The organism is Floridaenema aerugineum BLCC-F46 (assembly GCF_041929345.1).
In the GTDB taxonomy this organism is placed as follows: Bacteria; Cyanobacteriota; Cyanobacteriia; order Cyanobacteriales; family Aerosakkonemataceae; genus Floridanema; species Floridanema aerugineum.
This window is the reverse complement of sequence record NZ_JBHFNQ010000094.1, coordinates 1-25,929: the sequence shown is the minus strand read 5'-3', so window position 1 is coordinate 25,929 and position 25,929 is coordinate 1. Positions and strand designations below refer to the sequence as shown.

At 40.4% G+C, this 25,929-nt stretch carries 26 protein-coding genes, 1 tRNA gene and 1 pseudogene; 13 read left to right on the top strand and 15 right to left on the bottom strand.

Going from position 1 to position 25,929, the window contains the following annotated elements:
- Positions 1 to 155: 155 nt before the first annotated feature.
- Positions 156 to 359 (bottom strand): hypothetical protein, encoded by a 204-nt coding sequence (locus ACE1CC_RS12300; protein ID WP_413270724.1) that lies wholly within the window; start codon positions 357 to 359, stop codon positions 156 to 158.
- 164 nt (positions 360 to 523) lie between these two features.
- On the opposite strand from ACE1CC_RS12300, the gene ACE1CC_RS12295 reads away from it, so the two are divergent.
- Complete coding sequence (locus tag ACE1CC_RS12295; protein ID WP_413270723.1) at positions 524 to 1,045, top strand: hypothetical protein; 522 nt, start codon at positions 524 to 526, stop codon at positions 1,043 to 1,045.
- Between the two features lie 14 nt (positions 1,046 to 1,059).
- Here ACE1CC_RS12295 and ACE1CC_RS12290 read toward each other — a convergent pair whose 3' ends face one another.
- From ACE1CC_RS12290 to ACE1CC_RS12280, 3 genes are all read right to left on the bottom strand, one after another.
- Complete coding sequence (locus ACE1CC_RS12290; protein WP_413270722.1) at positions 1,060 to 1,701, bottom strand: Uma2 family endonuclease; 642 nt, start codon at positions 1,699 to 1,701, stop codon at positions 1,060 to 1,062.
- A gap of 71 nt (positions 1,702 to 1,772) precedes the next feature.
- Positions 1,773 to 2,282 (bottom strand): type II toxin-antitoxin system YhaV family toxin, encoded by a 510-nt coding sequence (locus ACE1CC_RS12285; protein WP_413270721.1) that lies wholly within the window; start codon positions 2,280 to 2,282, stop codon positions 1,773 to 1,775.
- Positions 2,279 to 2,602, bottom strand: a complete 324-nt coding sequence (locus ACE1CC_RS12280) for a hypothetical protein (RefSeq protein WP_413270720.1) — start codon at positions 2,600 to 2,602, stop codon at positions 2,279 to 2,281. The genes ACE1CC_RS12285 and ACE1CC_RS12280 overlap by 4 nt, the downstream gene beginning before the upstream one ends.
- Before the next feature lie 166 nt (positions 2,603 to 2,768).
- Between ACE1CC_RS12280 and ACE1CC_RS12275 the strand changes: the two genes are divergently transcribed.
- The 3 genes from ACE1CC_RS12275 to ACE1CC_RS12265 all read left to right on the top strand — a co-directional run bounded on the left by ACE1CC_RS12275 (position 2,769) and on the right by ACE1CC_RS12265 (position 4,022).
- Complete coding sequence (locus ACE1CC_RS12275; protein ID WP_413270719.1) at positions 2,769 to 3,326, top strand: Uma2 family endonuclease; 558 nt, start codon at positions 2,769 to 2,771, stop codon at positions 3,324 to 3,326.
- Positions 3,327 to 3,499: 173 nt separating this feature from the next.
- Positions 3,500 to 3,721 carry a DUF433 domain-containing protein gene (locus ACE1CC_RS12270; RefSeq protein ID WP_413257167.1) on the top strand — a complete coding sequence of 74 codons (222 nt, stop codon included), beginning with the start codon at positions 3,500 to 3,502 and terminating at the stop codon, positions 3,719 to 3,721.
- On the top strand, positions 3,705 to 4,022 hold the full coding sequence (locus ACE1CC_RS12265) for a DUF5615 family PIN-like protein (RefSeq protein ID WP_413270718.1): 318 nt from the start codon (positions 3,705 to 3,707) through the stop codon (positions 4,020 to 4,022). Before ACE1CC_RS12270 ends, ACE1CC_RS12265 begins: the two co-directional genes overlap by 17 nt.
- Before the next feature lie 71 nt (positions 4,023 to 4,093).
- Here the strand turns inward: ACE1CC_RS12265 and mdh are convergent, their stop codons facing one another.
- The 6 genes from mdh to pedR form a co-directional block, all read right to left on the bottom strand.
- The gene (gene mdh / locus ACE1CC_RS12260) at positions 4,094 to 5,080 is read right to left on the bottom strand and encodes a malate dehydrogenase (RefSeq protein WP_413270717.1); all 987 of its coding nucleotides are present in this window, start codon (positions 5,078 to 5,080) and stop codon (positions 4,094 to 4,096) included.
- Positions 5,077 to 5,292 carry an NAD(P)H-quinone oxidoreductase subunit O gene (gene ndhO / locus ACE1CC_RS12255; protein WP_413270716.1) on the bottom strand — a complete coding sequence of 72 codons (216 nt, stop codon included), beginning with the start codon at positions 5,290 to 5,292 and terminating at the stop codon, positions 5,077 to 5,079. Before ndhO ends, mdh begins: the two co-directional genes overlap by 4 nt.
- A gap of 379 nt (positions 5,293 to 5,671) precedes the next feature.
- Positions 5,672 to 6,508: a DNA-formamidopyrimidine glycosylase gene (locus ACE1CC_RS12250; RefSeq protein WP_413270715.1), complete on the bottom strand. Its 837-nt coding sequence runs from the start codon at positions 6,506 to 6,508 to the stop codon at positions 5,672 to 5,674.
- A gap of 3 nt (positions 6,509 to 6,511) precedes the next feature.
- Positions 6,512 to 6,883, bottom strand: a complete 372-nt coding sequence (locus ACE1CC_RS12245) for a photosystem I reaction center subunit IV (RefSeq protein ID WP_413270714.1) — start codon at positions 6,881 to 6,883, stop codon at positions 6,512 to 6,514.
- A 382-nt stretch (positions 6,884 to 7,265) separates the two neighbouring features.
- Positions 7,266 to 7,481 carry a photosystem I reaction center subunit IV gene (locus ACE1CC_RS12240; protein WP_413270713.1) on the bottom strand — a complete coding sequence of 72 codons (216 nt, stop codon included), beginning with the start codon at positions 7,479 to 7,481 and terminating at the stop codon, positions 7,266 to 7,268.
- Positions 7,482 to 7,749: 268 nt separating this feature from the next.
- Complete coding sequence (pedR, locus tag ACE1CC_RS12235; RefSeq protein ID WP_413270712.1) at positions 7,750 to 8,022, bottom strand: photosynthetic electron transport-dependent transcriptional regulator PedR; 273 nt, start codon at positions 8,020 to 8,022, stop codon at positions 7,750 to 7,752.
- 109 nt (positions 8,023 to 8,131) lie between these two features.
- Between pedR and ACE1CC_RS12230 the strand changes: the two genes are divergently transcribed.
- From ACE1CC_RS12230 to ACE1CC_RS12220, 3 genes are all read left to right on the top strand, one after another.
- Positions 8,132 to 9,103 (top strand): carbohydrate kinase family protein, encoded by a 972-nt coding sequence (locus ACE1CC_RS12230; RefSeq protein ID WP_413270711.1) that lies wholly within the window; start codon positions 8,132 to 8,134, stop codon positions 9,101 to 9,103.
- Between the two features lie 80 nt (positions 9,104 to 9,183).
- Positions 9,184 to 9,621: a cyanase gene (cynS, locus tag ACE1CC_RS12225; RefSeq protein WP_413270710.1), complete on the top strand. Its 438-nt coding sequence runs from the start codon at positions 9,184 to 9,186 to the stop codon at positions 9,619 to 9,621.
- Between the two features lie 73 nt (positions 9,622 to 9,694).
- On the top strand, positions 9,695 to 10,303 hold the full coding sequence (locus tag ACE1CC_RS12220) for a hypothetical protein (protein WP_413270709.1): 609 nt from the start codon (positions 9,695 to 9,697) through the stop codon (positions 10,301 to 10,303).
- A 53-nt stretch (positions 10,304 to 10,356) separates the two neighbouring features.
- Here ACE1CC_RS12220 and ACE1CC_RS12215 read toward each other — a convergent pair whose 3' ends face one another.
- A complete protein-coding gene (locus tag ACE1CC_RS12215) occupies positions 10,357 to 11,679 on the bottom strand; it encodes a 3-isopropylmalate dehydratase large subunit (RefSeq protein ID WP_413270708.1) in 1,323 nt (440 codons plus the stop codon).
- A gap of 183 nt (positions 11,680 to 11,862) precedes the next feature.
- On the opposite strand from ACE1CC_RS12215, the gene ACE1CC_RS12210 reads away from it, so the two are divergent.
- The 4 genes from ACE1CC_RS12210 (at position 11,863) to ACE1CC_RS12195 (ending at position 15,719) form a co-directional block, all read left to right on the top strand.
- Positions 11,863 to 12,339, top strand: a complete 477-nt coding sequence (locus tag ACE1CC_RS12210) for an HNH endonuclease signature motif containing protein (RefSeq protein ID WP_413270707.1) — start codon at positions 11,863 to 11,865, stop codon at positions 12,337 to 12,339.
- Between the two features lie 40 nt (positions 12,340 to 12,379).
- Positions 12,380 to 12,451, top strand: a tRNA-Thr gene (locus ACE1CC_RS12205).
- 229 nt (positions 12,452 to 12,680) lie between these two features.
- Complete coding sequence (locus ACE1CC_RS12200) at positions 12,681 to 12,950, top strand: AMP-binding enzyme (RefSeq protein ID WP_413270706.1); 270 nt, start codon at positions 12,681 to 12,683, stop codon at positions 12,948 to 12,950.
- Positions 12,951 to 12,977: 27 nt separating this feature from the next.
- Complete coding sequence (locus tag ACE1CC_RS12195; protein WP_413270705.1) at positions 12,978 to 15,719, top strand: non-ribosomal peptide synthetase; 2,742 nt, start codon at positions 12,978 to 12,980, stop codon at positions 15,717 to 15,719.
- Positions 15,720 to 16,170: 451 nt separating this feature from the next.
- Here ACE1CC_RS12195 and ACE1CC_RS12190 read toward each other — a convergent pair whose 3' ends face one another.
- The 4 genes and pseudogenes from ACE1CC_RS12190 to ACE1CC_RS12175 all read right to left on the bottom strand — a co-directional run bounded on the left by ACE1CC_RS12190 (position 16,171) and on the right by ACE1CC_RS12175 (position 22,612).
- Positions 16,171 to 19,926, bottom strand: a complete 3,756-nt coding sequence (locus ACE1CC_RS12190) for a CAAX protease (protein ID WP_413270704.1) — start codon at positions 19,924 to 19,926, stop codon at positions 16,171 to 16,173.
- Positions 19,927 to 20,229: 303 nt separating this feature from the next.
- On the bottom strand, positions 20,230 to 21,519 hold the full coding sequence (locus ACE1CC_RS12185) for a family 10 glycosylhydrolase (protein WP_459563834.1): 1,290 nt from the start codon (positions 21,517 to 21,519) through the stop codon (positions 20,230 to 20,232).
- Between the two features lie 187 nt (positions 21,520 to 21,706).
- A pseudogene (locus ACE1CC_RS12180) lies at positions 21,707 to 21,820 on the bottom strand (AIM24 family protein); the annotation flags it as partial.
- A gap of 18 nt (positions 21,821 to 21,838) precedes the next feature.
- The gene (locus ACE1CC_RS12175; RefSeq protein WP_413270701.1) at positions 21,839 to 22,612 is read right to left on the bottom strand and encodes a 7-carboxy-7-deazaguanine synthase QueE; all 774 of its coding nucleotides are present in this window, start codon (positions 22,610 to 22,612) and stop codon (positions 21,839 to 21,841) included.
- A 700-nt stretch (positions 22,613 to 23,312) separates the two neighbouring features.
- Between ACE1CC_RS12175 and ACE1CC_RS12170 the strand changes: the two genes are divergently transcribed.
- Together ACE1CC_RS12170 and ACE1CC_RS12165 are read left to right on the top strand one after the other, a co-directional pair.
- Positions 23,313 to 24,704, top strand: a complete 1,392-nt coding sequence (locus tag ACE1CC_RS12170) for a hypothetical protein (protein ID WP_413270700.1) — start codon at positions 23,313 to 23,315, stop codon at positions 24,702 to 24,704.
- Between the two features lie 111 nt (positions 24,705 to 24,815).
- The gene (locus ACE1CC_RS12165) at positions 24,816 to 25,676 is read left to right on the top strand and encodes an alpha/beta fold hydrolase (RefSeq protein WP_413270699.1); all 861 of its coding nucleotides are present in this window, start codon (positions 24,816 to 24,818) and stop codon (positions 25,674 to 25,676) included.
- Positions 25,677 to 25,929: the final 253 nt, after the last annotated feature.

Below are 25,929 nucleotides of genomic sequence, written 5' to 3'. Positions count from 1 at the left end.
TTCATAAATGTTACAAACCAGGGAACGGTGCGTTAGGCACGGGAATTTATTGATGGATTGGAATGCTGAATTTATCGCCCGTGCCTAACACACCCTACGATTAAATAAGATTTTGTTATCACCATAAATCCGGGAGAGCCTAAATAGATTGTAACTCATTGGCGCTCTCGCTCAATTTGTGCGATCGCATCCTCAAAATCAATCACTTCATCATCAGCAGCTTTTGCATTATTGAAAGCCCGAATAGATTCTAACTCTTCCAATTCTTCCAGAATTTTTTTGTAATCTGCGATATCCAGAAAAACGCCGATGCGATTCCCACTTTCATCTACTAAATATCGCTCTTTATATCGAGTCATAAAATTTTCTGTAAATTAGTTAGTTATTATTATAATAGCTGCAACTGTTCGCGATTCGCGAAGCGATCCCTTTGGGAATCGCATTTCCTCAAAACCTTAAACTTACGAGTGCGATCGCAAAGTTGTAAAATAAACTTAATTACCCCTAACAGTGGTTATAAATTATGACTCAAGAACTAATTGATTTAAGAGCCAGTATTTTAGAAGGACGCTATGAAGATGCTTTGGCAATTGTCGATGAATTAGATTGGATGAGTAAAAAAGCAACACTACTTGCTATTGAATCATTTCTCCTAAGAATGCTGATTCACTTAATTAAAAATCAACTCGAACAGCGATTAACAAATTCTTGGGCTGCTTCGATTCGCGGTTCAATAGTTGAAATCAAAAAACGGAATCTGCAAGATAATAAAACTTCCTATCACGTTCAATTAAATGAATGGGAAACAATGTTGGAAGAGATTCTAGAACAAGCAATTAGTGATGCCAGTGTAGAAGTTTTTAATGGTGAATATACCCCTTTTCAATTATCGGAAATGGTAGAGAGAACCGAGATAATTGTCATTGCTAAAAACTTGCTTGATTTGACTTATCAGCACTCAGCCAAAGAGTTGCCCGCAGTTATTAATGATTATTTAACTCAATTACCTGGGGGTGAAGATTGGCAATTTGGTAGGCAAAGATAGGTAAGTTATTAAATTTATAATTGCTGAAATTGTGCTAATAACCAAGCGCCAACCTGTGCTTGATTTTCATCGCGACTGCGCTGTAAAGCTTCCTCTAACAAAGAAATGGGTAATCCCGGTAAAATTTCCGATCGAGTAATCCGTCTACTACCATTATTAGCGATAATTGCAAAAGCAATAATTTGGGCGCTTTGTACATCTACTACCCAGTATTCAGCTACTTCTAATTCTTCGTAAAGTAAACGTTTTTGACCTAAATCATCAGCTAAACTTGTATCGGCAATTTCAATTGCTAAATCTGGCGGTGGAACATTATCGAGATTAGTTATTGTGCTTCCGGTTGGTGCTAATTGCGATCGCTCTCCCACATAATAAGATATATCTGGTTGTGCTTCTCTTACACCTGTTTTTTGGTAGCTACAATTATCTAGTCCGTTGACAGCAATACCTTTGATAATGCAGTAAAGAATAATAGCAAATAAAACAATTACGTGATTACTGGCGTGATCTGGACAAACTGGCGTTGTTTCAATCCTCATTTGTTTGTTATGGTAGTAGCATTTGGCTTTTTGATAAGCAGGATTTTCAGAAGTTTGGATGAACTTATCCCAACTTGCTACTACCCAGATGTCAGTTGGTAATTTAGTTGTAATCATCGCTTACCTCTTGAATAAGATTTTAGGGCGATCGGTGCTAACTTACTATATATGATAAACAAAAAGACTTCCTATTTGTTATCCCCACTCTCATCTTTTACATTCTCATCTGTCGCCTCTATTATCCCATTTCCTATTTCACATTGCTCAATTAATTCCTGCATACTTGCCGGAAAAGTGCCATTCAAAACCATCTTCTGAAAAACCGCATAACAATCATTTTTATCTCCCTCTTTCCGGGGATAACCTAACCATAAGATAACTATTTCTTTTTGTTCTTCCTGTTGGTATACTCTAAAAAACAGTCGATACCTGTTTGGTAAACCCATCCCTTTCAAACGACTATATCCCCGCAGGTCATCTTTAAGGGCAAAACGAAGAGAAAAAGGATCTGAGGGAATATGCTCTAAATATCCCTGCCTAACTGCTAAAAATAGCTTAACTTGTGGATGCGATCGATATTCTTTTTCATTCGATAATCGAGCTTTGATTTTCTTAACATTATTAACTAGATCCAGTCTTTGTTTGCTGAATAAAGGGTGGAAGCGGATATTCCACCCATGCGAAATTAGATGAGTCATGGGTCTAATGTAACTCCCTCTAAAAGAGCATCTTCCTCAGCTTTCATCTCCTCTGTATAAGGCACAAGAATAGAGGGATCTTTAATTACATCTGCCATCAGCGCATCTAGGAATAATCGCAACATTTTGGGATCTTCCTCTTCTTCATTATCCTCATCTTCAGACACTAACCTTACCAGTAGAGTGTTGTCAGATAACACCTCAATTTTCACGCTGGCATTATCCCATTGCGGATGATCTTTATAGAATGAATCTGGTACTGGTATCCCCCGCAAAGAAGCGGTTTCGTTGGCATTTACAGAATAAATTTTGGATGTCATAATCTTTGTTTCCTTCTGCTGCTTACCTCTTTAATAATATTGTAGGGCAATACTTCCTATATTACGATCGAAAAAAGAGCAACAGACTTCCAAAAACTTACATGAATTCCCTAATTTAATGTTAAATTAAAACCAGAGCTTACCCAGCTGATTTGAGGAAACAACAATGGTAGCATCTTGCTATATTGTTACAGATGAAGAACTGATGCAAATTAGTGCAAAAAATCCCGATTTGCGCTTTGAACGAAATGCTGATGGGACTTTAGTAATTATGGCACCAACAGGCGGAATTTCTGGGAATAGAGAAGCAAAAGCAGGTGCTTATTTATTGAGTTATGTAGAAAGTCATGATTTAGGCGAAGTATTTAGTTCTAGCACAGGTTTTAAATTACCTAATGGTGCAGTTAGATCCCCAGATGTCGCTTTTGTTGCTAAAGGAAGATTGCCAGAAAATTGGGATGAAGGCGAAGATGGGTTTATTAATTTAGCACCCGATTTTGTGATAGAAATTCGTTCTAAAACTGATAGTTTAGAGACTCTGCAAGAAAAAATGCAAGAGTATATGGAAAATGGCGTAAAATTAGGTTGGTTGATTGATAGAAAAAATCAACAAGCTTGGGTTTATCGTGCTGATAAATCAGTTACTCAGTATCCAGCAACAGCTATTTTGGATGGAGAAAATGTTGTGCCTGGGTTTACTTTGCGTTTGGAGCGTTTGTTGTAGTATTCTATTTTTAGTTGTGAGCGATCGCACTTTCTATCAAATTTAATCAAAATGGATTAGCATATATTTTATAAACCTTCGATCGCACAACACTTAAGTTATTATTTCCCATGCAGAAGCTAAAAAGCGAATTACCAAATGGCAATAATCCACATCATTTAGGAGCAAGCATTATGAACAATCAATTGATTCAAAGTTCACCAGAAATTCTCTCTGGTACTCCCGTATTTTTCGGCACTCGTGTACCAATCAAAACCCTAATTGATTACCTAGAAGCAGGTGATTCTCTTAATGAATTTCTCGATGATTTTCCTACAGTTACTCACGAACAAGCAGTTGCTTTTCTCAATTTAGCCCTGACATCTTTACTACAAAATTATGAGAGTGCTGCTTGATGAATGTCTACCAAAAAAGTTAAAACGAGAGTTAGTTGGTCATACTGTGATTACAGTACCACAACAAGGTTGGGCTGGTAAAAAGAATGGTGAATTACTTCAACTTGCAGAAAGCGAATTTGATGTTTTCCTCACCATCGATCGCAATTTAACAGCCCAACAAAACTTGAGTACCCGTAATATTGCGATCGTAGTAATAGTAGCCCCAAGTAACAGAATAGAAGCCCTTAAACCACTAATACCCCAACTTCTAGTTATCTTGGAAACCATTCAATCTGGTCAAGTAATTTACGTTTGCTAACAACTTTGTCAAAAAGAAAAAAGAGCGACATTCCGATCGCTCTTTCCCAAAAAATCATCAACAAAAACCGATTAATTAACCTTAGCTACAGCAGCTAACATCTCTTTTGCTTGGTGAACATTTTGGCGCACAGATTCCGCTGAAATATGCAAAGCGGAAAGTTCTGCTTCGGAGAGATTCAACTCCACAATACTTTCCACTCCCGCACATCCCAAACGGCTAGGAACGCCAACATAAATGTCATTTAAACCATATTCACCTTGCAGATAAGCGCAAGTGGGAACTACACGCGACTGGTTATACAAAATTGACTCTACCATCAAACAAGTGGCAGAAGCCGGAGCAAAATATGCACTTCCAGTTCGCATTAATTCCACAATTTCTGCGCCACCGTTGCGCGTTCTTTTAATTAACCGATCGATCGTTTCCGGCTCCATGATTTCGGTAATTGGCACGCCACTAACGGTAGAATAGCGAGGTAAAGGAACCATTAAATCCCCATGTCCTCCTAATACCGTTGTGGTAATATCAGTGATGGCAACTCCTAATTCCATTGCGATAAAAGATTGGAATCTGGCTGAATCTAAAACTCCTGCCATTCCCATAACTCTATTACTCGGAATTCCACTAGCTTGCCATGCCAAATAAGTCATCACATCTAGGGGATTGGTGACTACAATTAAAATGGCGTTTGGGGAATGTGCGATCGATCTTTGCACCGCTTCCACCACAATTTGAGCATTAGTTCGCATCAAATCATCGCGAGTCATCCCCGGCTTACGCGGAATTCCCGCAGTAATCACCACAATATCCGAATTTGCCGTATCTACGTAATCATTCGTGCCAATAATTCGACAGTCGTGCTGTTCTATTCCCCTCGCCTGGGTTAAATCTAACGCAATACCTTGAGGCATCCCCGCCACAATATCCAGCAACACCACATCCGCTAAGTTTTTCTCAGCAATGCGTTGCGCCAGAGTACTACCAACTTTACCCGCACCAATAATGGTGACACGAGTAGAAGCGCAAAGAGGCAGGGAGGAAGAAAATTTAATCATTTTGCAGATTCTAGCTGATCTAAACGCAGCCAGATATTAGGGGTGGGTACTTGCCCGAATTTCACTAGAGCATAATCGTTTCGTAAGTCTACAACTTCCCCTTTAGTCTCAAACATATAGCTGGGAAAGCGAGTATCACTAGCTTTCGCTTCGAGGCTATTCTCTAGTTTTTCCCGGACTGCGTGGACTAAATCACCTTTTTTGATTGCCATAATTTTGCTCGCTTTGTCTCTCAATCTCTTATATAAAGAATTATCAACTACAGCAAGCATCTGTCACAAGTTATAGGCAAGGTTTTGGATTTTAGATTGAGAAGCGATATTGTTTTACTCACATCTTGCACCTGTCGTTTTAGCCCACCGGGAAATTAATTTTCTTTCCCCCAGTATGTAAGGGCGGGTTTTGTTGTCAGGTTATCTGTTATACAGAAGGGTTATCTGCTAAACCCGCCCCTACAATTTGACTCTAAGCATTTAGTCCTCTTGAGAGGACTTTCGCTATTAGCCTGCGAATTGATTCGCAGGCGGATGTTGGGACTAATGCAAGATTTGAATTGTACCAACTCCCCATTACCCATTACCCATTACCGCCTTAACTTTGACATTGAGGGCAAAAATGAGACGATCGTCCCGCTAATCTTATTCTTCCCAAAACACTGCCACAAATTTTACATGGTTCACCATTTCGGTTATAAACCCAAGCTACTCCACCATAGTTTCCGTTGATCCCCTGAACGTTGAGGAAATTACTAAAAGTAGTTCCCCCAGCTTCGATACTCGTTTGTAAAACTTGAATTATGGCATCGCGCAACCGAGAAATTTGCTCTTTACTCAAGGCTGTACACAAAGTTGTAGGGCTTATTTTACTGAGAAACAAAGCTTCATCGGCGTAAATGTTACCAATCCCAGCAATTAACTCTTGATCTAATAAGGCAGTTTTAATCGGTCGTCGGCGATTTTTCAGCTTTTCTACTAAATACTCTACAGTAAATTCTGGGTCAAAGGGATCGGGCCCAAGTTTTTTCACTCCTGAAATTATGCTTTCTGGAGTTTCGTTGGCTGGTATCCACCACATTTTCCCGAAAGTCCGCTGATCTACAAAACGTAATTCCTGATTTTCGCCAAAAAACAGCCTGACTCTGGTGTGTTTTTGTAAAGGTTCATCTTGCTGCAACCACAATAATTGTCCAGTCATTCGCAGATGAACACCTAACCAACCAAATCCCGGACTGAGTTCTGCTAATAAATATTTGCCCTTTCTATGCCATTGAATTATTTTACTGCCTTTCAGTCCAGCTAAGAAATCATTAATTGAGGAGGGATGAGCGATCGTCCTCGCCAATAACACATCTCCCCCCTCAATTTGCTGATTTTGGGTCAATTCATTTAGACCCCTTTTTACTGTTTCAACTTCAGGCAGTTCAGGCACAATTTAACGCTTTTCTGTTCCTTGATTTCCGCCGCCTTCTACTAGAGGATCGCCACTTCCTGATTCTTGTTCAGCAGTCCGCTTACCACTAGTAGGAGTAGCAACACTGGTTTTACGTTTGCTTTCATCGATCGGAGTTGAGTAAGCCGCCGATTTCATGTCTTTTCTGGATTCTATTTCCGATGCTGGAACCGCCACCAATTCGCTTTCAGCAAAATTGTTAGTGTTCACACCTGCATAATTCATTTTTTCAAAGCGAACAATCACAGGATATTTTATCCCACTTTGATCCACTGTCGCAACCGTACCGACATCTTGAAACCAGTAAGATTCTTTTCTCATTACTCTTACTCGATCGCCACGTTTAATCGCCATGAAACTTTTTCCTTTAACACAGTGTATACTTCCAAGTTACTGTTGACTAATTGCTGACAATAGTATCTAAAGGTAGAGCTAACTTTCATACTGAAGATAGATCTTCTCATGAGTATTAGATCTTAGGATTAACTTACATTTAGGGCTGCTATAAAACTCTTCGTTTGGTCTTTATTGCCAAAGAGGAATTGCTTTTGATTGCTTAATTAAGGCATAGAAAAGCGAAGAGGGTAGAATTGCATTAATTACTAATACATTCTGCCCTCTCATAGCTAATTCTAGAGTCAATTCGGACAGACTCTATGAACTGGTTTTTAGTTTAGGTAGTCAGGTGTCCCAAGCCAAACTGACTAACTAAAAATTCGCTGTTGCTGCTGGTGATTCAGCTAACTACCTCTAGTTCGCTTTCGGCAAAGTTATTGGTGTTAACACCACCAGCGTTGCCACTGTAGCCAGTGTAGTTAACTCTCTCAAAGCGAACGATCACTGGAAATTTGATCCCGCTTTGGTCAACGGAAGCAACTGTGCCAACATCTTGATACCAATAGGACTCTTTACGGAGAACTCGTACCTTAGATCCACGTTTAATCGACGACATATTTGTGTTTTCCCTTTCGAGATAATGCAAATGATTGCTCAATTGCTTTTCAGAGTACTACTCTAGAGGTACTTCCCGTAAGCTACCTAACTTTAAGTTTTGTTAATTATCTGCCTAGTGGAGAGCGATCGAAATAGGCAGAATTTCCGCAATCTGGGGGATTGCAGGTAGGGTTTGCGATCGCGAAAAAGTTTACAAAGACAGAAGGAAAGGGAAATAACTAACAGCTGATTCCCCTTTCCCCTTTCACCGTTCCCTTTCTTAGTCTTCAAATAGCTTCATCCCCAGGCGGTGGCAAAACGCAACAGTTGACTTCATCAATGCAAACTTTACCCCACTGCAAAGCCCAACGTACCAGTGCTACCCGGTTTTCGGTTTTGGTCTTTTCGAGAATGTTGCTAATGTGATTATCTACGGTGCGCTTGCTGATTTGCAGCTTTTCGGCTATTTTCTCATTAGTTAAGCCATCGGCGACTAACTCTATGATTTGTAATTCTCTATCGGAGAGAGACGCATCAGTTCCAGATACCGGACTAGTCATAATGGATTCCTATACCCTGTAAATCTACCTATGACAATTTTAGAATACTCTACGATTCGCTTTTTTTGCCTTGGCTATTGATCGTCAGAAATTTAGGGAAAATACCGCTATGAGTGATACTCAGGTTCTCTGTATTGGTGAAGTTTTATTTGATTGTTTAGCAGATCAACCGGGAAAATCTCTAAAAGAAGTGGAGTCTTGGACTGCTTACCCCGGAGGTGCGCCAGCAAATGTAGCTTGTGCTTTAGTAAAATTGGGGACAGCTACGGGTTTTATTGGTTGTGTGGGTGAAGATGAACCGGGAAATTCTTTAGTTGCGTTGTTTCAAGAAATTGGTGTGGATGTAACGGGAATTCAACGTCATCCCAAAGCACCAACGAGGCAAGTTTATGTGTTACGATCACAAACTGGCGATCGCCAATTTGCCGGTTTCGGTGATTTAGATACGGGAGATTTTGCCGATACTAAGTTAAGAGTTTCTCAGTTACCGGAAAGTCTATTTCCAGGTGTAAGTTTTTTAGTTTCAGGAACTTTGGAATTAGCTTATCCCCAAAGTCGGGAAGCGATCGAAAAAGCCGTAGAACTCGCCAAGCAAAATCATGTTAAAGTGTTCGTAGATGTAAACTGGCGACCTGTTTTTTGGCCCAACCCAGACCTCGCCCCTGGCGTAATTTTAAAGTTTTTAGAGCAAGCTGATTTTCTCAAGCTTTCTGATGAAGAAGCTCAATGGTTGTTTAATACTATCGATCCTAGTGCGATCGCAAAACAACTACCACATTTACAAGGCATTTTAATCACTGCTGGCGAAGCAGGTTGTAGTTATTATTTAGCACATAATTCCGGCAAAATCCCCGCTTTTCCCGTCAATGTCGTCGATACAACTGGCGCAGGCGATAGCTTCGTTGCCGGATTTATTCATCAATTATGCCAACATGGTATGGATGTTTTAAGTGATGCAGAAACAGCAAAAAATGTGGTAAGGTACGCTAGTGCAGTTGGCGCAATTACGACCATGAAAGCTGGTGCGATCGCTGCTCAACCCACACCAGAAGAAGTAGAAGAATTTCTTAGTTTACATTAGTTTCTTCTCTTTCTCTTTCCTTCGCGTTCTTTGCGTTCTTTGCGGTTCAAAAAAATCTTAAATCTTGAGGAGTGTTGTTAATGATTCCAGAAATTAGCCAGAAACTTTTAGCTGCCAAAAAAGCCAAAGGTATCAGTTTTGCCGATCTAGAAAAGATTTTAGGTAGAGATGAAGTTTGGATAGCAGCGGTTATTTATCGTCAAGCAAGTGCTTCCGAAGAAGAAGCAAAACAACTAATTGATGCTTTAGGACTTGGCGGTATTTATGTCCAAGAATTAACCGAACCTCCTGTTAAAGGATTAGGGCCAGTAGTTCCTACCGATCCTTTAATATATCGCTTTTATGAAATTATGCAAGTTTATGGAATGCCAATTAAAGAAGTGATTCATGAAAAGTTTGGGGATGGGATTATGAGTGCGATCGACTTTACCTTAGATGTGGAAAAGGAAGAAGATCCGAAAGGCGACAGGGTAAAAGTAATTATGAATGGCAAGTTTCTACCTTATAAAAAGTGGTAAACTAAAGGGTGGGTGATACTCACCCTTTTTATTAATCTATAGAAAACCTGTCAAAGGTAATCTAATTAAACTTATGATAGAGGATAAAAAGAAAAAAAAGAATTTTGCCAGTTTCAACAAAAAACAAGCTTTCAAGCAACTCAATCTTACAGATTTAATGCCTTGGAAAATTGAAGCTCAACCAATTCAGGCTAGTGACTTTTTTCAAAAAAGATTAGAGAGATTACAGAGGTTTGATTTAGAAGGATATGAAGAATCCAAAAAACTATTAATTGATGCTATTTGTGAAGAAGCACTAGAAGGATGCGAAAAACTCAAAATTTGGAAAGGTGCTGCTTTAGAAACAGATGTAACCTCTGGTAATGTAGATTATTTAATTGCTGAACGCAAGCGATATTTAGAAGCACCCTTTCTCTGTATAGTTGAAGCTAAAAAAGATGATTTTGAGCAAGGTTTAGCCCAATGTTTAGTTGAAATGCAAGCTTGCCAAATTCAAAATCGAAAAATAGGTAAAGAAATAGATGTGTTTGGCATTGTTACTAATGGCGATGGATGGAGATTTTACAAACTAACTCCCGAAAATACTGCTTATGAAACATTGCTTTATGGAATAGCCCATCTTGATGAAGTTTTAGGTTTAGTTCACTATGTTTTCCAATTATGTCAACAAAATTTGGATTAAAGTTAGTGGAATGGTGCGTTACGTTAGCACGCTTCGCACCCTACGACTTAAAGTTAACTCAAAAATTCACGAGGATCGGTAACATATCCTGTGAGGGCGGAAGCTGCTGCGGTGTAAGGAGAAGCTAGGTAAATTTGTGCTTCTTTGTTACCCATTCTTCCGGGGAAGTTACGATTAGTTGTAGAAACGCAAATTTCCGGTTCATTTAACCGCCCAAAGGTGTCTTTTGGCCCACCTAAACAAGCAGCACAAGAAGGTGCAGCTGGTTCAATACAACCCGCTTCTAAGAAGATTTCCGAAAGTGTTTGTCCGTCATATTTATAAGTGAACAAATCTTCGTAAACTTTCTGAGTTGCAGGTACTAAATAGGTGGGAACTTTGACTTTGTTACCTTTAATAATTTTGGCAGCATTGATAAAGTCAGAAGTTTTTCCACCTGTGCAAGAACCGATGTAAACTCGGTTTATCTTCACATCACTGCATTCTCTTGCTAAGGCGCGGTTGTCGGGTGAGTGAGGTTTGGCGACGACGGGTTCTAATTTGCTGACATCATAGTGATGTTGGCTGTAGAATTTTGCGTCGGTGTCGGTGTAAACTGCTTCAAAGGGTTTGTTGGTGCGATCGCGCAAATACGCAAAAGTAGTTTCATCTGCGGCAACTGTACCATTTTTTCCACCTGCTTCGATCGCCATATTGCACATTGTCATTCTTTCTTCCATTGACATTGCCGCAATGGTGCCCCCAGCAAATTCCATTGTGCGATAATTGGCTCCAGCAACGGAAATATCACCAATAATTTGTAAAATTAGGTCTTTCGCCAATAAGTAAGGTGGCAATTCTCCATCTAAGACAAATCTCATGGTTGCTGGTACTTTAATCAAAAGTTTACCAGTTCCCATAATGAATGCAGCATCGGTGTTGCCAATACCTGTGGCAAATTGACCAAAAGCGCCAGCGTTACAGGTGTGGGAGTCTGTACCAAAGAGGACTTCGCCGGGACGGGTGTGCCCTTCTTGGGCTAGGGCGACGTGGCAAACTCCTTTATAATCGGGGTTAGCTTTGAAGTCAGAGCGATCGGTAATGTCGTAAAAGTATTTAATCTCCTGTTCTTTGGCGAAGTCGCGCAAAATGTCCACGTTGCGGTTAGCGCGTTCATCAGCGGTAAAGATATAGTGATCGGGAATTAAAACAATTTTTTCTTTGTCCCAAACTTTAGCATCTGCACCAAATTCTCGGTGAAAAACTCCGATCGTTCCGGGCCCACAAACATCATGAGTCATCAAAACATCTACGTCAACCCAGATGTTTTCCCCTGGTTCTACTAGCGATCGACGGGCGGCGCGTGCCAAAATTTTCTCAGTTAGGGTCATCCCCATAGTATGTTCTCCTGCAAAGTGCTGCTACTTGCGCTTTTCTCTTATTAATTATGCTATCTACTGCTTGTGCTCTATAGGCTTTAATTTCAGGCAGATTTAGGAATTCACGCAATTAGCGATTTTATCAGGGTGGGGCGATCGATCTCAATTAGCTGATTAACCTTGGGGTGCAAACTGATGCCAATGCCGAAAAAACCGAGAACTGAATGCTTAAACTGTGGAAAGCAGACAAAAAGAGCAGTTGAAAAATATTGTAGTAACAAGTGCCAAAATGACCACAGGTACAAGCTTTACATCACCTCTTGGTTAGCTGGACAGGAAGATGGAACTAAAAAGTATGGTAATGTCTCCAATCATCTGAGAAGGTTTTTAATTGAGCAATACGGCGAAAAGTGTTCCTTGTGTGGATGGTGTCAAGTTAATCCCCATACGGGTAAAATTCCTGTGGAAGTAGACCACATTGACGGAAATTGGCAGAATAATTCCCCAGACAACCTCCGCCTTTTATGTCCTAACTGTCATTCTCTCACACCGACATACAGAGCACGCAACAAAGGTAAAGGTAGAGATTGGCGTAGACACTTGTATACTGTCACTAACCTAGAGAGTGTCAATTTCGCGGGTTCCGAATCAGAGTCACAAAAAAATTCTCAGTTGTAGGGGTGTAAGTGTAGTGAAGTTTGCTATTATTGTTTATGTCGCTGGTGTAGCTCAGTGGTAGAGCAACGCACTTGTAATGCGTGGGTCGCAGGTTCAAATCCCGTCACCAGCTTACTTCGCCTATCTTTAATTTAAAAGGTAGGCAAGTCATCGTGCCATCTACCTGTTTATCTCAGGGTTATCTCAAGTGTACTCAGAATTACCCTACGGGGGTAGGTATGGATTGCTGATTGACTTGAGAAAACTTATAAATATTAACCATGAGATAAAAACATAGGTTAAAATTTAAGAAAATTAAATTGCTGATTTACCTGACCTGTATAATCATACTATCGGATAATATGAATGTTTCCAGTTCAGAGGTGGCGAATTATTATTATTTAACTTCAACTCTACTGAGTCATCCACTAATTGTTGATTGTGCAGTGTTGCCCAGAAGGACTGCTGGCGATCGAGAGTCGATCGCTTACATAGTAACTTCGAGTTATTTGTCTTCTGAAGTTCTACAAAATCATATTCAAAGTACTTTAGCTGGAACTACTTTGCCACCGATTAGTTTTGTGTTTGTGTCTCGTTTACCGCTTACAGATGATGGTGCTTTAGATGAGTAGAAGCTATTAGAACTGGAGGTCATTGATATGGATAAAGATTTGCTTGAACCATCGGCTATTACTTTTCAAGTTGAAGATAGATTGCAAGCCACTTTACTAAATCTGCCTGATAGTGAGACGATCGCACTTATTTCATCTAATCAGCAGCTAACGTACCGGGAGCTAAATCAGCAGGCTAATCAACTAGCTCATTATCTCCAAGCTTTGGGCGTAAAGCCAGAAACGCTGGTGGGGATTTACATGAATCGCTCAGTCGATCTGATCGTCGGGATTTTAGCAATTCTTAAAGTAGGGGCAGCTTATGTGCCGCTCGATCCGGGTTATCCGAGAGAGCGTCTTTCCTTCATTTTAGAAGATACTCGTGCCCAAATTGTCATTACTCATAGTTCATTAATATCAGAGCTACCAACCAATCTTACTCACGTCATTTGCGTGGATACTAGTTGGGAGGTTCTGGCACAGCAGAACACCGAAAACCCTGAGAATCTCCCACTTCCAGAGAATCTAGCATACGTGATGTACACATCTGGTTCCACCGCCAAGCCCAAAGGGGTGGCAATGTCGCATGGCAGTATTGCTCATTATATTAAATCTCTTAATCAGACTCTCAAAATTCAAGCCAGCGATACGTATTTACACACCGCCTCCTTCTCATTTTCCTCTTCGGTTCGGCAATTAATGTTGCCCTTAACCCAAGGCAGCAAAATTGTGCTGGCAAGCAAAGAACAAACCCAAAATCCCCTGAGCTTATTAGAACTGATTGAACAGCAGCAAGTTACAGTTTTTGATACCGTTCAGTCTGTATGGCGATATGTACTCAAACAATTGAAAGAGCTAGAACCTGCTTCTGCTCAGGCACTCGTGCCATCTAGTTTAAGAAAAGTCATTTTTTCTGGGGGACTTTTACCTTGCCTCCTTTATCAAGAAGTTCGTCAGTTATTGGGGACTGAGGTTAACATTTTCAATGTCTATGGTCAAACTGAAACGATTGGCACGTCTGTTTTTCCGATTCCTGCCACCTTCGATAAACGTGATGGCTATGTGCCAGTTGGTCATCCTTTAGCCCATGTGCAAGTTTTAGTTTTAGATGAAGAACTACAACCAGTTGCTGCGGACCAGAAGGGAGAACTGTGCATCATTAGTCCAGGGTTAGCAAGGGGGTACTTTAACCTTGCCGAGCTAACTGCAAAGAGGTTTATTGATTATTCATTGCCCGATCGAACTCTAGTTCGATTGTACCGGAGTGGAGATGTGGCTCGATTTCTGAGCGATGGAATGATAGAACTCTTGGGGCGTACAGACTATCAGGTGAAGATTCGCGAAATGCGGGTTGAACTTGAAGAAATAGAAGCGGTTTTAGAGCAACATCCTCTAGTTCGACAAGCGGTTGTTACAGCTATAGATGATGCCAACGACGGTAAAAGGCTGGTTGCATACATAGTTACAAACCAGTCAGACTCTCAACAAGTAGAGTTGAATCACGTACTGCGGGAATTTCTCAAGACAAAGCTGCCGGAATATATGCTTCCTTCTGTCATCTTAAAGTTAGAGAAATTGCCCCTTACCCCTAATGGCAAGATCGATCGCAAAGCTTTACCCACTAACCTGGAGCTAGTTCAACAAGATTTGGCAGTAGGATATCTACCTCCGCGCAACGATGTAGAACGAGAGTTAGCAGAAATTTGGCAAAAAGTTTTAGGCGTTCCCCAAGTTGGGATTCAAGATGACTTTTTTGAGTTGGGCGGAAACTCTTTTACAGCAGTATCAATTTTTGGGCAAATTGAAAGTAAGTTTGGCAAGCAATTACCATTGGGAAGTCTATTCGAGCGATCGACTATTGAATCATTGGCTGAAGTTATTCAAGAAACCACCTCCCAACTAGAAACTAATAATAATCCAGGATCGTCAACCAAACAGATAGTTAAAATTCAAGAAGGCGATCCTGGCAAAACACCATTGTTTCTGGTTCATGCCTTGGGAATGAGCGTACTCTACTACCGCGACTTTGCTCGCTATTTAGGGAGCGATCGACCTGTGTATGCCATTCAACCTCTGGAAGTGGAAGATCAATCTACTGTAGATAACCTTGAAGCTCTTGCATCCTTGTACATCAAAGAAATTCAAACTATTCAACCACAAGGACCTTACTTGCTGGGAGGACACTCATTTGGAGGGAAAGTTGCCTTTGAAATAGCGCAGCAACTTCAGCAACAGGGGCAAGACATCGCGTTCCTCGCCCTATTTGATACCTATGGCCCAAATGCCATGATTCGATTACCATTGCACAAGCGCATTCTGATTCACTTAAACAATCTCTACAGCCAAGGACCAATGTATCTAATTGAGAGGTTAGGTAGTTGGTATGGATGGATTGGTGGATTAGCGAAAACTGAATATGAAAGATGGACTTTTAGCAAAGCGCAAAAGCAATCTGAATCTATGTCTTTTGAGATCTTAAAGCGGGGAATAGAAGATTTTCATTCGGATTTGCAAAACCGTTATACCTATCGTCCATATTCCGGTGATATCCATCTGTTCCGCTGTACTGAACACGAGACTCTCAACTACTATGGTGTTGAATTGGATAAAGAGAAGTTAGGTTGGGATAAAGTAGCAACCGGAGGCTTAACAATTTATGACGCTTTAGGAAAACATTTGACAATGTTTGATGAACCTTATGTTAAGCCTCTAGCAGAAAATGTCAAAAGCTGCTTAGATAGAATCAGGAAAAGTGCATCGCTTCCTGAAAAGGGAAATCTACTCAAATAATTGTGAATTTTTGGAAGAAGCAGCATAATTAGCTAGCCATATTCCACACTTTTTGACGGTTAACTAAGGAATTACAAACCCTTGGCAAAACTCCTTAGTTAGCTGATCTGGGTGCCTTTACTATTAGGAATTAGCGAATCCAGAGGCTACAGAGCTTGAAAAACATGGGATTCGTTGCCTACTTAATTATTAATTATGGGCTCAACTCAAAATTACCTATTACCCCATTGTAGGTAGGTGAATGAGGAAGTTTGAGGAGTTTTAGGTAGAAATTAAGGAGCAGTCGCTATCCCCAAAAAATTATGAAAAACTTACACTTAGAACTCATATCATGTCCGGTCGATTACCCCCACTGTAGAGACGTTGCATAGAACGTCTCTACAGAGTTTCGGATTAAGGATATTATGGTTCATTAGCCGGACATGAGATCGGGGGAAAAAATTAAGCTGGATCAAAACAGGGAAAAACTGGTAGGTGCGATCGGTTCGATATCAGGATCGTAACCACCGATTTGATTAGTGCGTAAAACCCAGATTGTTGCCCCATATTTGAGAAAAATTTGGGCGATCGAATCACTAGCAATTCGGGGAAGAAGGGTGCGCCAACTGCTTAAACCCATTAACAAGTTTTGGATGGGATTATCTTCCAAAGTACTGCCCAAATTATACTCATTATTTTCCCAGTCAGGACGAGGCCCACCACAAGGTTGCAGTTCTTGTTGCAGTTCTTTCTTTAAGTGTTTGAGTTGCCAGAAGCGTTGCTCTTGTTCTGGATCAGGTTCTAGTAATTTATTGACTATTTCCGGGTTAGCTTGCAAAAATTTGGTTGTTTGCGTCAGACTGGCAAACAAGGCTTGATTGGAGTCTTGGGCGCAGTTGTTAGCAGGGCCAACGAAAGTTCCTCCAGTGCCATCTCCAATGCGATAACGAGCAGTCATGACTTGCAGTTGACGCAACATTTGTATTAAGGGAGAAACCTGGATGCCATCAAGGTTGTAAAAACCTGTAAAGGAATCGAGTTTAATCAAAAGATCGCACACAGGACGTAAACCTGCCCAACCGAATTGTCGATCGCCCATGTAACGTGACCAATGCAAAGTTCCGGCGATAATACCATCTGTGTTATGACTATAAACCTGGTGATAGCGAATATCAAATCTTAATTCATCAGCTAGAGGTTCCCAGATTACTTGGGCTACACCATAAGCAAAATGTCCAAAGAAAATGGGAGTGCTAGCGGCTGGTTCTTGCTTTTTCCCACCGATACCGCCGTAGGTGTGAATGACTAAAGCGAGGTCGTTTTCTTGCCATTGTGCGATCGTTTCCTCAATTCCCTCCCGACGAGGACTGAGCAAGACTGAAGTAATTCTACCTTTCTTTTTTGCTGCATCTACCCAAGCACCTCTGCGGATATAATTTTCTCCTAGTTTGCGGCCAAAAATTATCTTTTGAGGTTGCAGTTGCAACAAAGCACGGGGAGCAATAGACTGAACGACAAAAGTTCCTGACTTATCTTTGGCACCGTAAATATACCAACCTTGTTCATTGAGTGAAACCCTCTCAATACTGCGACTAGTGGAAGGAAAACAACCATTAGCATTTGCCTTTACCTCTGGCATTCTGACAATTTCTTCAACTCCATCAAACTTTCGCGTTGCTTTATTGAAATGCCAAACTCGGAATTTATCTGTACCAGCAAGCGGTTTGATAAATTTTACCAGTGCATAGTAACGCCCAGTAATTTGTATTGGTGTAGTCGAGATGTAGAGGGAAGTGGTAATGCTCCCCTGCTCTTCTACCCTGACTGGTTCATTGAGCATTACAATTACATCATCTGTGGGATGAGAGCCAGCTAAGGATTCTAAAGGGTCTACTAGTTGCCAGTGGTTTAAGCGATCGGGATGAATTAACCCGTTATATTTGCTGCTATACTCAGCATCGACGCTAAAGTGAACATCTCTGGTAGCTGCTGTAAGTAGCTTGTGGACAAAAGGATCGTTGCTCCAACGCAAGTTTACTACCTGTCCGACTAAGTGCTGATAATTATCAGGTGCATGATAGATTTCCAGCAATACTCCCCGCACTCGCTGCCTTTGTTCCGGTTTGGGTAAAATCAAGCGACCCATCCAATCAGCAATAGGGCGATATAGTGTGGGATCTACAGTTTGTAGAGACGTTGTATACAACGTCTCTACTGGATAATAATCGGGACGGGTAAACTCTGCTGCTTTATAGAGTGCATAGTTGCTGGTTTTTCTCTTCATTTGCCGATCTGACCTTAATGCTTTACCTTCGAGAATTTGCCAAATTACTTCGATCGTTTGCTGTAAATAACTACGTCCATCAGGTAAAAATGCGTTTGGGTCCATCATCCCGCCTGGAACTTGATGTCCCACAGGCCCCAAAGAAATGATACTAATTTTCCCTTTGCGTTTGGCGCGGTTCCAGTAAGATAAGAAGAACAATTTCCAACGACCGGGAAAGATAATCGGCCCAATGCGTTCGATACTGTCCTTTTCCCCGACTAAATGGTAGAGGTGTTGTAATTTCAGGAAGTTGTTGTTGGCACTCATTACCCCACCTAACGAGATGACATCGATCGATGCGCCCGTTGCCCGTTTCAAGTATGGCGCAGCAGCAACGGACATTTGCCCACCGCCACTATAACCAATCAGTGTAATCGGCACACCGCTGCCCGGTTGATAACCCTGTGCGATTAGCCCGTTGTAAAGTACTTGTGCAATGCCTTGATTGTAGATTGGGCCGTAACGTTGATCTGCGGAAACTGCCACAATAAAAACATTTCGCAGGTTGAGTATTACTCCTAATAATGCAGTTGGGTTAGTCCAACGGATTTTATCTGCCAGTCGCCACAAAAATGCTAAAGGTCGGTCTTCATCCAAGGGTTTATTGAGTACCGAGTACATCATTAATCCTTGGATTAGTTTCATGTTTTGGGGTAAAACCGCTTTGAAAGCAGTGAGAAAGTCCTCTACATCAGGGGTGTACTCTTCGCCAGATTGCCCAATGCCATCGAGGTAAACTATGTAACGGGAGATTTTTTGGGGACTCTTGACTCTTGACTCTTGACTAACCTCTGGGGAAGTTCGGGATACAGTATTTAAATCATCGCCGTACCAGCCAGCCCACCAGCCAAGGGTTTCTAGGGGTGCGAGTAAGCCAGCGAAGACGATCGCCACTACACCAATCCAAACTAAATTAAAAATTAAGCGAAAAAATCTCGGTAGTTCATCATACCAACCAAATAATAGATCGCGGATTGGGCGCATTAGATCGGCGACGACAATAAAAATGATTGCCATTGCTAGCAAACCCAGAACCCAGTTGATAACTTCGGAAATGCGGCGGCTACGCTGTTCTATCTGAACAATGGGATCGGAAGTATCAATGCTTTGAGTAACGTTAATTTCTGAGGATGTTCTTGGTTGGTTGGCTAATTTTTGGGCGACTGCTTGGGCGGCATCAGTTGCCGATCGCCCGGTTCCCAGGCTCAAGTCTCTAACTTCTGGTAGTGTGGTTTGAGTGGCGCTAATTATGGGTGAAGAAGTTTGGGCGATGCCGGAACTGACAATTTCCCGAAGTTCTTCATCTTTGGTGACTAAATTAACTCCGGCAACTTTATCAGCAAGTTTTTTCCCAAGTTTGGCGATCGGTTGTCCTATGGTACTTTCTAATAGTTGCAGAACTACCCAGCCAAATGCTACATAACCTAGTGCGATCGTTTCACTCACACCAGTAATAGCACTAAAACCCACAACCATTGCCAGCAACCGCCATACCGATAATAAATTCAAAATCGGCACCCCGACGTAGGGTAACGCCCCCAAAAAGCTGAACAACAAAGGTGCATAACTTAGCCCCAACACTTTCATCAGTTGCAAAAAGGGAGCTTTTACCGACCAAGGTAACAGACAAATCAGCCTGGTACTAAATACTAAAAATAGAAAGCCAAAAGTATAGAGAATTGCATTCAGCAACAAGCTAAAAACGAAACGGGTTGGCTTAATCCGGTTAATGAACAGGATAATACTTTGTCCCACACTCAAAGATAAACCAGCTAATACCACCACCAGCAATGCTAGCGGCATTCCATCGCTTAGATTAACAATTGTTTCAAATGCGTCGGAATTAAAACTAAATACCTCACCGATTAATTCCCAGAACTTAGATGAAGCCGTTGTACTCATGGCAGTGTTCCCCTAACAGAACAAATTGAGAAATTAGAATATATGCTCAATACTCAACCCAGATTGAGTTGTATAGCAAATCACACAGAAATTAGTGTTTTGCTAGTTTATCTAAGGAAAATAAAACTAATATAAAGCAATATTGTCAGAAAAATAAATTTTTTGGCTCTCTCGTACTTGTGGGCGGACTGGGGACTAGGTAGGTTGTTGCGCCCAAGCGCGGGAAAAGGGGATTTCTTTAACAAAAATCTCCGCTAAAAACCCGGTTTTTTCAAGAAACCGGGTTTTTTTATGATTAGTATTCTATTGTTGTGCTGTGATGCGAGAAGCGGGGGAATTAAACAAAGCTTTAAAGTTAGATTTGCGTTCGGCGCTAGGTTCTGGTGCGTAGTCCCAAAGGCTTTCGTAGAAGAAGAAAGTTACGCCTAATCCCCGATCGCGTGCTGCTTGTACTTTAGACTTAATTAGTGGCATAGGCATTGGGCGATTTCTTAACCCGGTGAGAACACCGACTGCGGTAGGAATTTTTTGTTGGGCTACTTGAATTTCTGCTCGCCCAATTTGAGCGAGAAAACTATTTAGATCGGGGCGATAAACTTGCACAATTAATTCATCGACAATATTTTGTTCTACCCAAGTTACCCAGTCTTGCAAAAAACTATTGTAGGCGGTGATGTAAGGGTTAGGTGAAACCGAGAAAATTGCTTGGGGTTTTCTCTGTTTAACTGCGTGATTCAGTTGAGTCATGAAGGCAGTAATTTTATCTGCACGCCAACGCATCCAAGCGGGATCTTGAGGATTTGCTGGTGCATCTGTGCCAGTTTCTTGTTTGTATAAAGCTAGGGTGTAGCGATCGTACCCGAACTCATTCGGTAAACTGGTGTGATCGTCAAATTGCACCCCATCAATATTATATCGCTCGACAACTTCCAACACTAAATCAGTCATAAATTGCTGCACTTCGGGAAGAAAAGGATTTAACCAAACTACTTCCCCAGCTGCACTATTTGATGTTTGACTACCGTCCTGTTTTTGTGTTAGCCAATCGGGATGATTTAACACTAATTCGGAACTTTGCGGAGCCATGAAACCAAACTCAAACCAGGGAATTACTAGCAATCCTTTGCTATGAGCAAATTTTACCAAGTCTCCCAGGATATCTTGTCCCTGTGAACCTCTGCCGATATAGGATTGATAAATGCCTGTTCGTTGCGCTACCGCACTGTTGGGATACTGCACATAACCAGAATTCCACACTACCGGATAAATGGTGTTGAAATTCAGTTGTGCTAATTGATTCACGGCATTTTGCAGTTTGGTCCGCTCCATCAACACATCAGTGTCATTGTTCGTCATCCAAACTCCCCGAATTTCCGGCGCTGGTGGCTGTGCAACTGGTGGCGCAATCTGTTCTTGGGGAATAAAAGTCAGTTGAGCAAATGCTTTGATGGGTTGACCAATTAGCAAAACTGTGATTAGTGATGCTAGCGCAAGCAAGCTAAAGTATTTAGGCGAGCGTAGCCATCCTTTCTGGATCAAAGGTGATTTTTTGGACTTTAATCGTGAGTTTGCTATCAAAGCTCTTAGTTGCATACCGTCTTAATAAATCTTTAAGATTAACATTATACAGGTATTTTTGCTCAGTCCGTAAATTTTGGCTTGTGGGCAAAATAACTTGATTTAATTTCATCTACAGATAATTTATTAAGGATTACGGATTTGGGTTTAATTAATTGGTTAAGTCGTGAATAATCGCAGATCCCCGACTTCTTAAAGAAGGCTGAACAAAGGGAATAGTTCTCGTCGGATGGTAATATTTGTTAGTTTCTTTGTTAATATTATTTTGCAGATCCCACAAATCTGTCGGTTCCAAAACTTTAACTAGATATTCCATATCATCAATTAGACTTTTTCAAAGTTGACCAATCATTTTATGAGTTTGGGGAATTACTCGCACTTGTTTAACAAACCGCTTCATTAAACCTTGCCATTCTAAAACCAAATCTGGCGCTGGTGCTAATATGTTTTGTTGATTAGCAATGCTGGTTACAGGTTGCAGAAATACCGGAATTTTCGGGTCGCAAGCTGCTACTAATTCTCCCGCTAATTCTAACTCTTGGGGATTAGTTTCACTGGAAATAATCAGCTTGACAAAAGTTTCCAAGTTAGCATCATGGCATAACTTTAAAAACTCTTGATGCGCTGACCAATAATTTTCCCCACTGACACTGGGTAATTTGATATCCATACCCACAGAATCTAAATAAGGTAAAACCATTGCTAATTGTTCCGGGCGATGTCCCCCTGTTTCTAAGTAGATAGGCAACCCCGTGATTTTACGTACTTGGGGGAGAAATTGAACTAAAAAATTTGCGTGAAGTAACGGTTCCCCACCAGTCAAACTGATGCTGTCATGCAACCCTGGTTGGTTTTGCTTTTCTACCCAGTCCAATAATGATGATAGCTCAACGGGATTAGGATAGTTGACAAAATCGCGTTTTCCGGGTGTTTGTTCGATTTTACAGGTGGGTGGTGTTTGCCAGGTGTGGGCGCTATCGCAATAATGACAGCGCAAGTCGCAAATTGCGAAGCGGATGAAGATTTGGCGAGTACCAACGTTTAGTCCTTCGCCCTGAATTGCGGAAAATAGTTCAATTAGTCGCGCTTTTGGGTAATTATCGGTCATTTTTAGTCTCATATGCAAAGAAACAATAGTAGCTTTTATTTTTCTGACTTAGGACTTACACACAAACCCGATTTCTTATCGTAATTCCTTGATTTGGGCCTGTGGGTAAGAAGGAGATGTTACCAAGTTTGTTTATTATCGAGAATAAGTGAATTTACATAAACTTATTTATTATTATATTAATGATTGTAAAATAAATTTAAAATAATCAGTGTTTTCTTATATGAAAATTTTATTCAAGCAATAAATTTATATGAAGCTTACAAAATAAGATTAGAGTATATTTTTTTAGTTAAGATTACGGAGAAAGGCTACCCAGAAAAGGGGAAACCAGGTTATTCTTAATTTAGGAAATTCCCCAATGGTAATTATTTCTGCTTCTTTTCAGGTGCATTTTTTAACGTAGCAGGAAGGCTTTTTAAGTATAAAAGGCAACTGGTATTTTTCGATAACAGAGCAATAAATGTTGAAGTTATGGCGATCGCAATCAGTATACACTCATCTGTTTCATGTAACTTAAATTTAATCAAAAAAATGTTTACAGTACAGGTCAAACTCTACCCAGTGATTGACATCACAAATTTTAAGTACTTACTCTCACTAGTTACTTGGACTAGTATCATACTTTATTAAAGTCTTCAATCACCTGTTAAGCAAACAAAAAACAGTAAATTAATATCAAGAGTTAACCGTTCTAGCAATGCCAACTCAGACTTTTTTATCTCAAACTAAAACTACCCACTCAAGAGTGTTTAGAACTCACTCTTTTGACAATGCAGTAAGTGAGATCGAGTCAGATGAATTTTCCCGTCAGTCAAATAGACAGGGAAAAAATATTGGTGCTGCACAAGAGGAAATTTGGCAATTTTTCCTGAATCTTGTTAAATCTACTGCGCCAGAACTGGTGTTAACCGAATTTGAAAACTTATTTATTAATCCTAGTTTTTCTTCTAACTCGGAGATAGAAAAAGCTTTGAAGCTCATAGTTTTATCTCAAAATGAGCAGGAGTTTAGAAATACTCTCAAACGTTGTATTTATATTCTACTCAACACCTGGATTTATAGCAGAAAATACCAATATGCTCCAAGTTTAATTGCAAAGCTTTCCGTTGTTCATTTGAGCTATCGTGGCTCATGTAAATTTCTGCGGAGTCTGAGAAGCTGGGTAATTAATTTTATTAAAAGCCCAGATTATCAAGAAGTAAAACTATTCGCGGCAAAATTCGATCGGCAAGCAACAGAAAACTGGAAATATCGTTATACTTATTTCTTACTAACTCCTCAGTATCTTAATTCTGACAATTCTTTAGAACAACGCCAAGCTGCGAGAAGATTGTCGCAACAGTTGCAAGATAAATACAAGTTTGATCTAGCGATGTATACGGCTCATTCTCATACTACTCCATCTTGGAATGACAAAGTTAAAAATCCCACTACTTTGGGTGATGAAGCCTTACGCTTAATCAAGAAAGTTCTAGCAAACCCAGGATTTTTTAATCATGTAAATCTAGCTAATATTTTTTTGAATCAAACTCAACAACTAACTTACAATTATTTTAAAAAAAGTTTAATTAATTATCTGATTTTTTCTTTAGAAAGTGCAGGTTTAGTAGAATCTGTAAAAACGCACCTAACCCAGAAGCTAGAAGATCTTTATGAACATGAAAATCAGCAAGTGTTGCGAAACGGTTTGATTTTAAGAACTTCTAATCGGGTGATTGAATATTTAACTATTGGCAAGGATAACAAACCCTCAGATCTGTTTGGTTTAATTGCTTCCCAAGGAAATGCGTTAAGTTTAGGAATTTTAATTCTCAAACTATTATTAATTTCTCCTCCTTCGCGGACTTATTTTGAACTATGTATCGCCAAATTGATTGATTATTATGGAAGTCACTCGGAGCAGGATTGTCAATGGGTAATTAACTTTTTGGAGGTTAGTAAGATAATTTTAACCCTGTACACAGAGAATGTAAAATATAGTTTAGTGAATATGGAGCGAGAAAATCTAGCTTGTCAGACAATGATAAATGAAAATGGCTATCGAATTTTTTGCCAAAGTCATGGTGATGGTAATTTAACTCAATTTTAGTTGTTAATTTAGTTTCCCATGCTCTGAATTATATTATTCCAGCTTATTTTGGGAAATGGTGTTATTATTACCAAGGTTGTTCAGATAACAAAAGCAACTGAGGAAACGGCAATGTTTGTGACAGAAAACACTTGGAAGCACGATGATATCTACAGCAACGGGGTGAAGCTACATTATGTGAGTCAGGGAGAAGGTTCCTTGATGTTAATGTTGCATGGTTTTCCTGAGTTTTGGTATTCTTGGCGACATCAAATTCCTGAATTTGCTAAAGATCATAAAGTAGTGGCTGTTGATTTGCGTGGCTACAATGATAGCGAAAAACCTGCGAATCAATCTGCTTATGTAATGGATGAGTTTATTAAAGATGTGAAGGGAATAATTGAGGGATTGGGTTACAATAAGTGTGTGTTGGTAGGACATGATTGGGGTGGTGCGATCGCCTGGTGTTTCGCCTACGCCTATCCCGAAATGGTAGAAAAATTAATTGTGTTGAACATTCCCCATCCCGCTAAATTTGCTCAAGGTTTACGCACTCCACAACAGTTACTCCGCAGTTATTATATATTTTTGTTTCAGTTACCTTGGCTACCAGAATTGGTGCTGCAACAATTAGATTATCAGATGATTGAAAATCTGTTTACTGGCATGGCAGTGGACAAAAATGCCTTTAGTAAAGCAGATATTGAAGCTTACAAAGATGCAGCAGCAAAACGTGGTGCTTTAACCGCAACTTTGAATTATTACCGCAATGTTTTTCAACAGAAGTTGTTGAGTGAAAGTTGGGGGGTTTTGGAAGTACCAACTTTGATGATTTGGGGAGAACAGGATACGGCGCTTGGTAAAGAACTGACATTCGGAACAGAGGCTTATGTTAGGGATTTTCAGATTAAGTATATTCCCGATGCTAGTCACTGGGTACAGCAAGAAAAGCCAGAGTTGGTAAATCAATATATGCGGGAATTTTTGCAGTAATATCCGTTTGTTGTATCGACTTTAGTCGTACACTGCCAACTAAGAGGACTAAAGATCCGTAGGGTGCGTTAACTAAGCGTGTAACGCACCATTCCATCTATGTAAGTCCTGATAATAGTTCATAAAACCATAGACAAATATCTCAGGTCTTATTTTGTAGGTGTTACCCTAACTGGGTGAACTACTACACCCTCTATCCCATTGCTCGCAGAGCGTTTGGGACTGCTTGTAGTCTTTTACTCGTCCCCTTTAG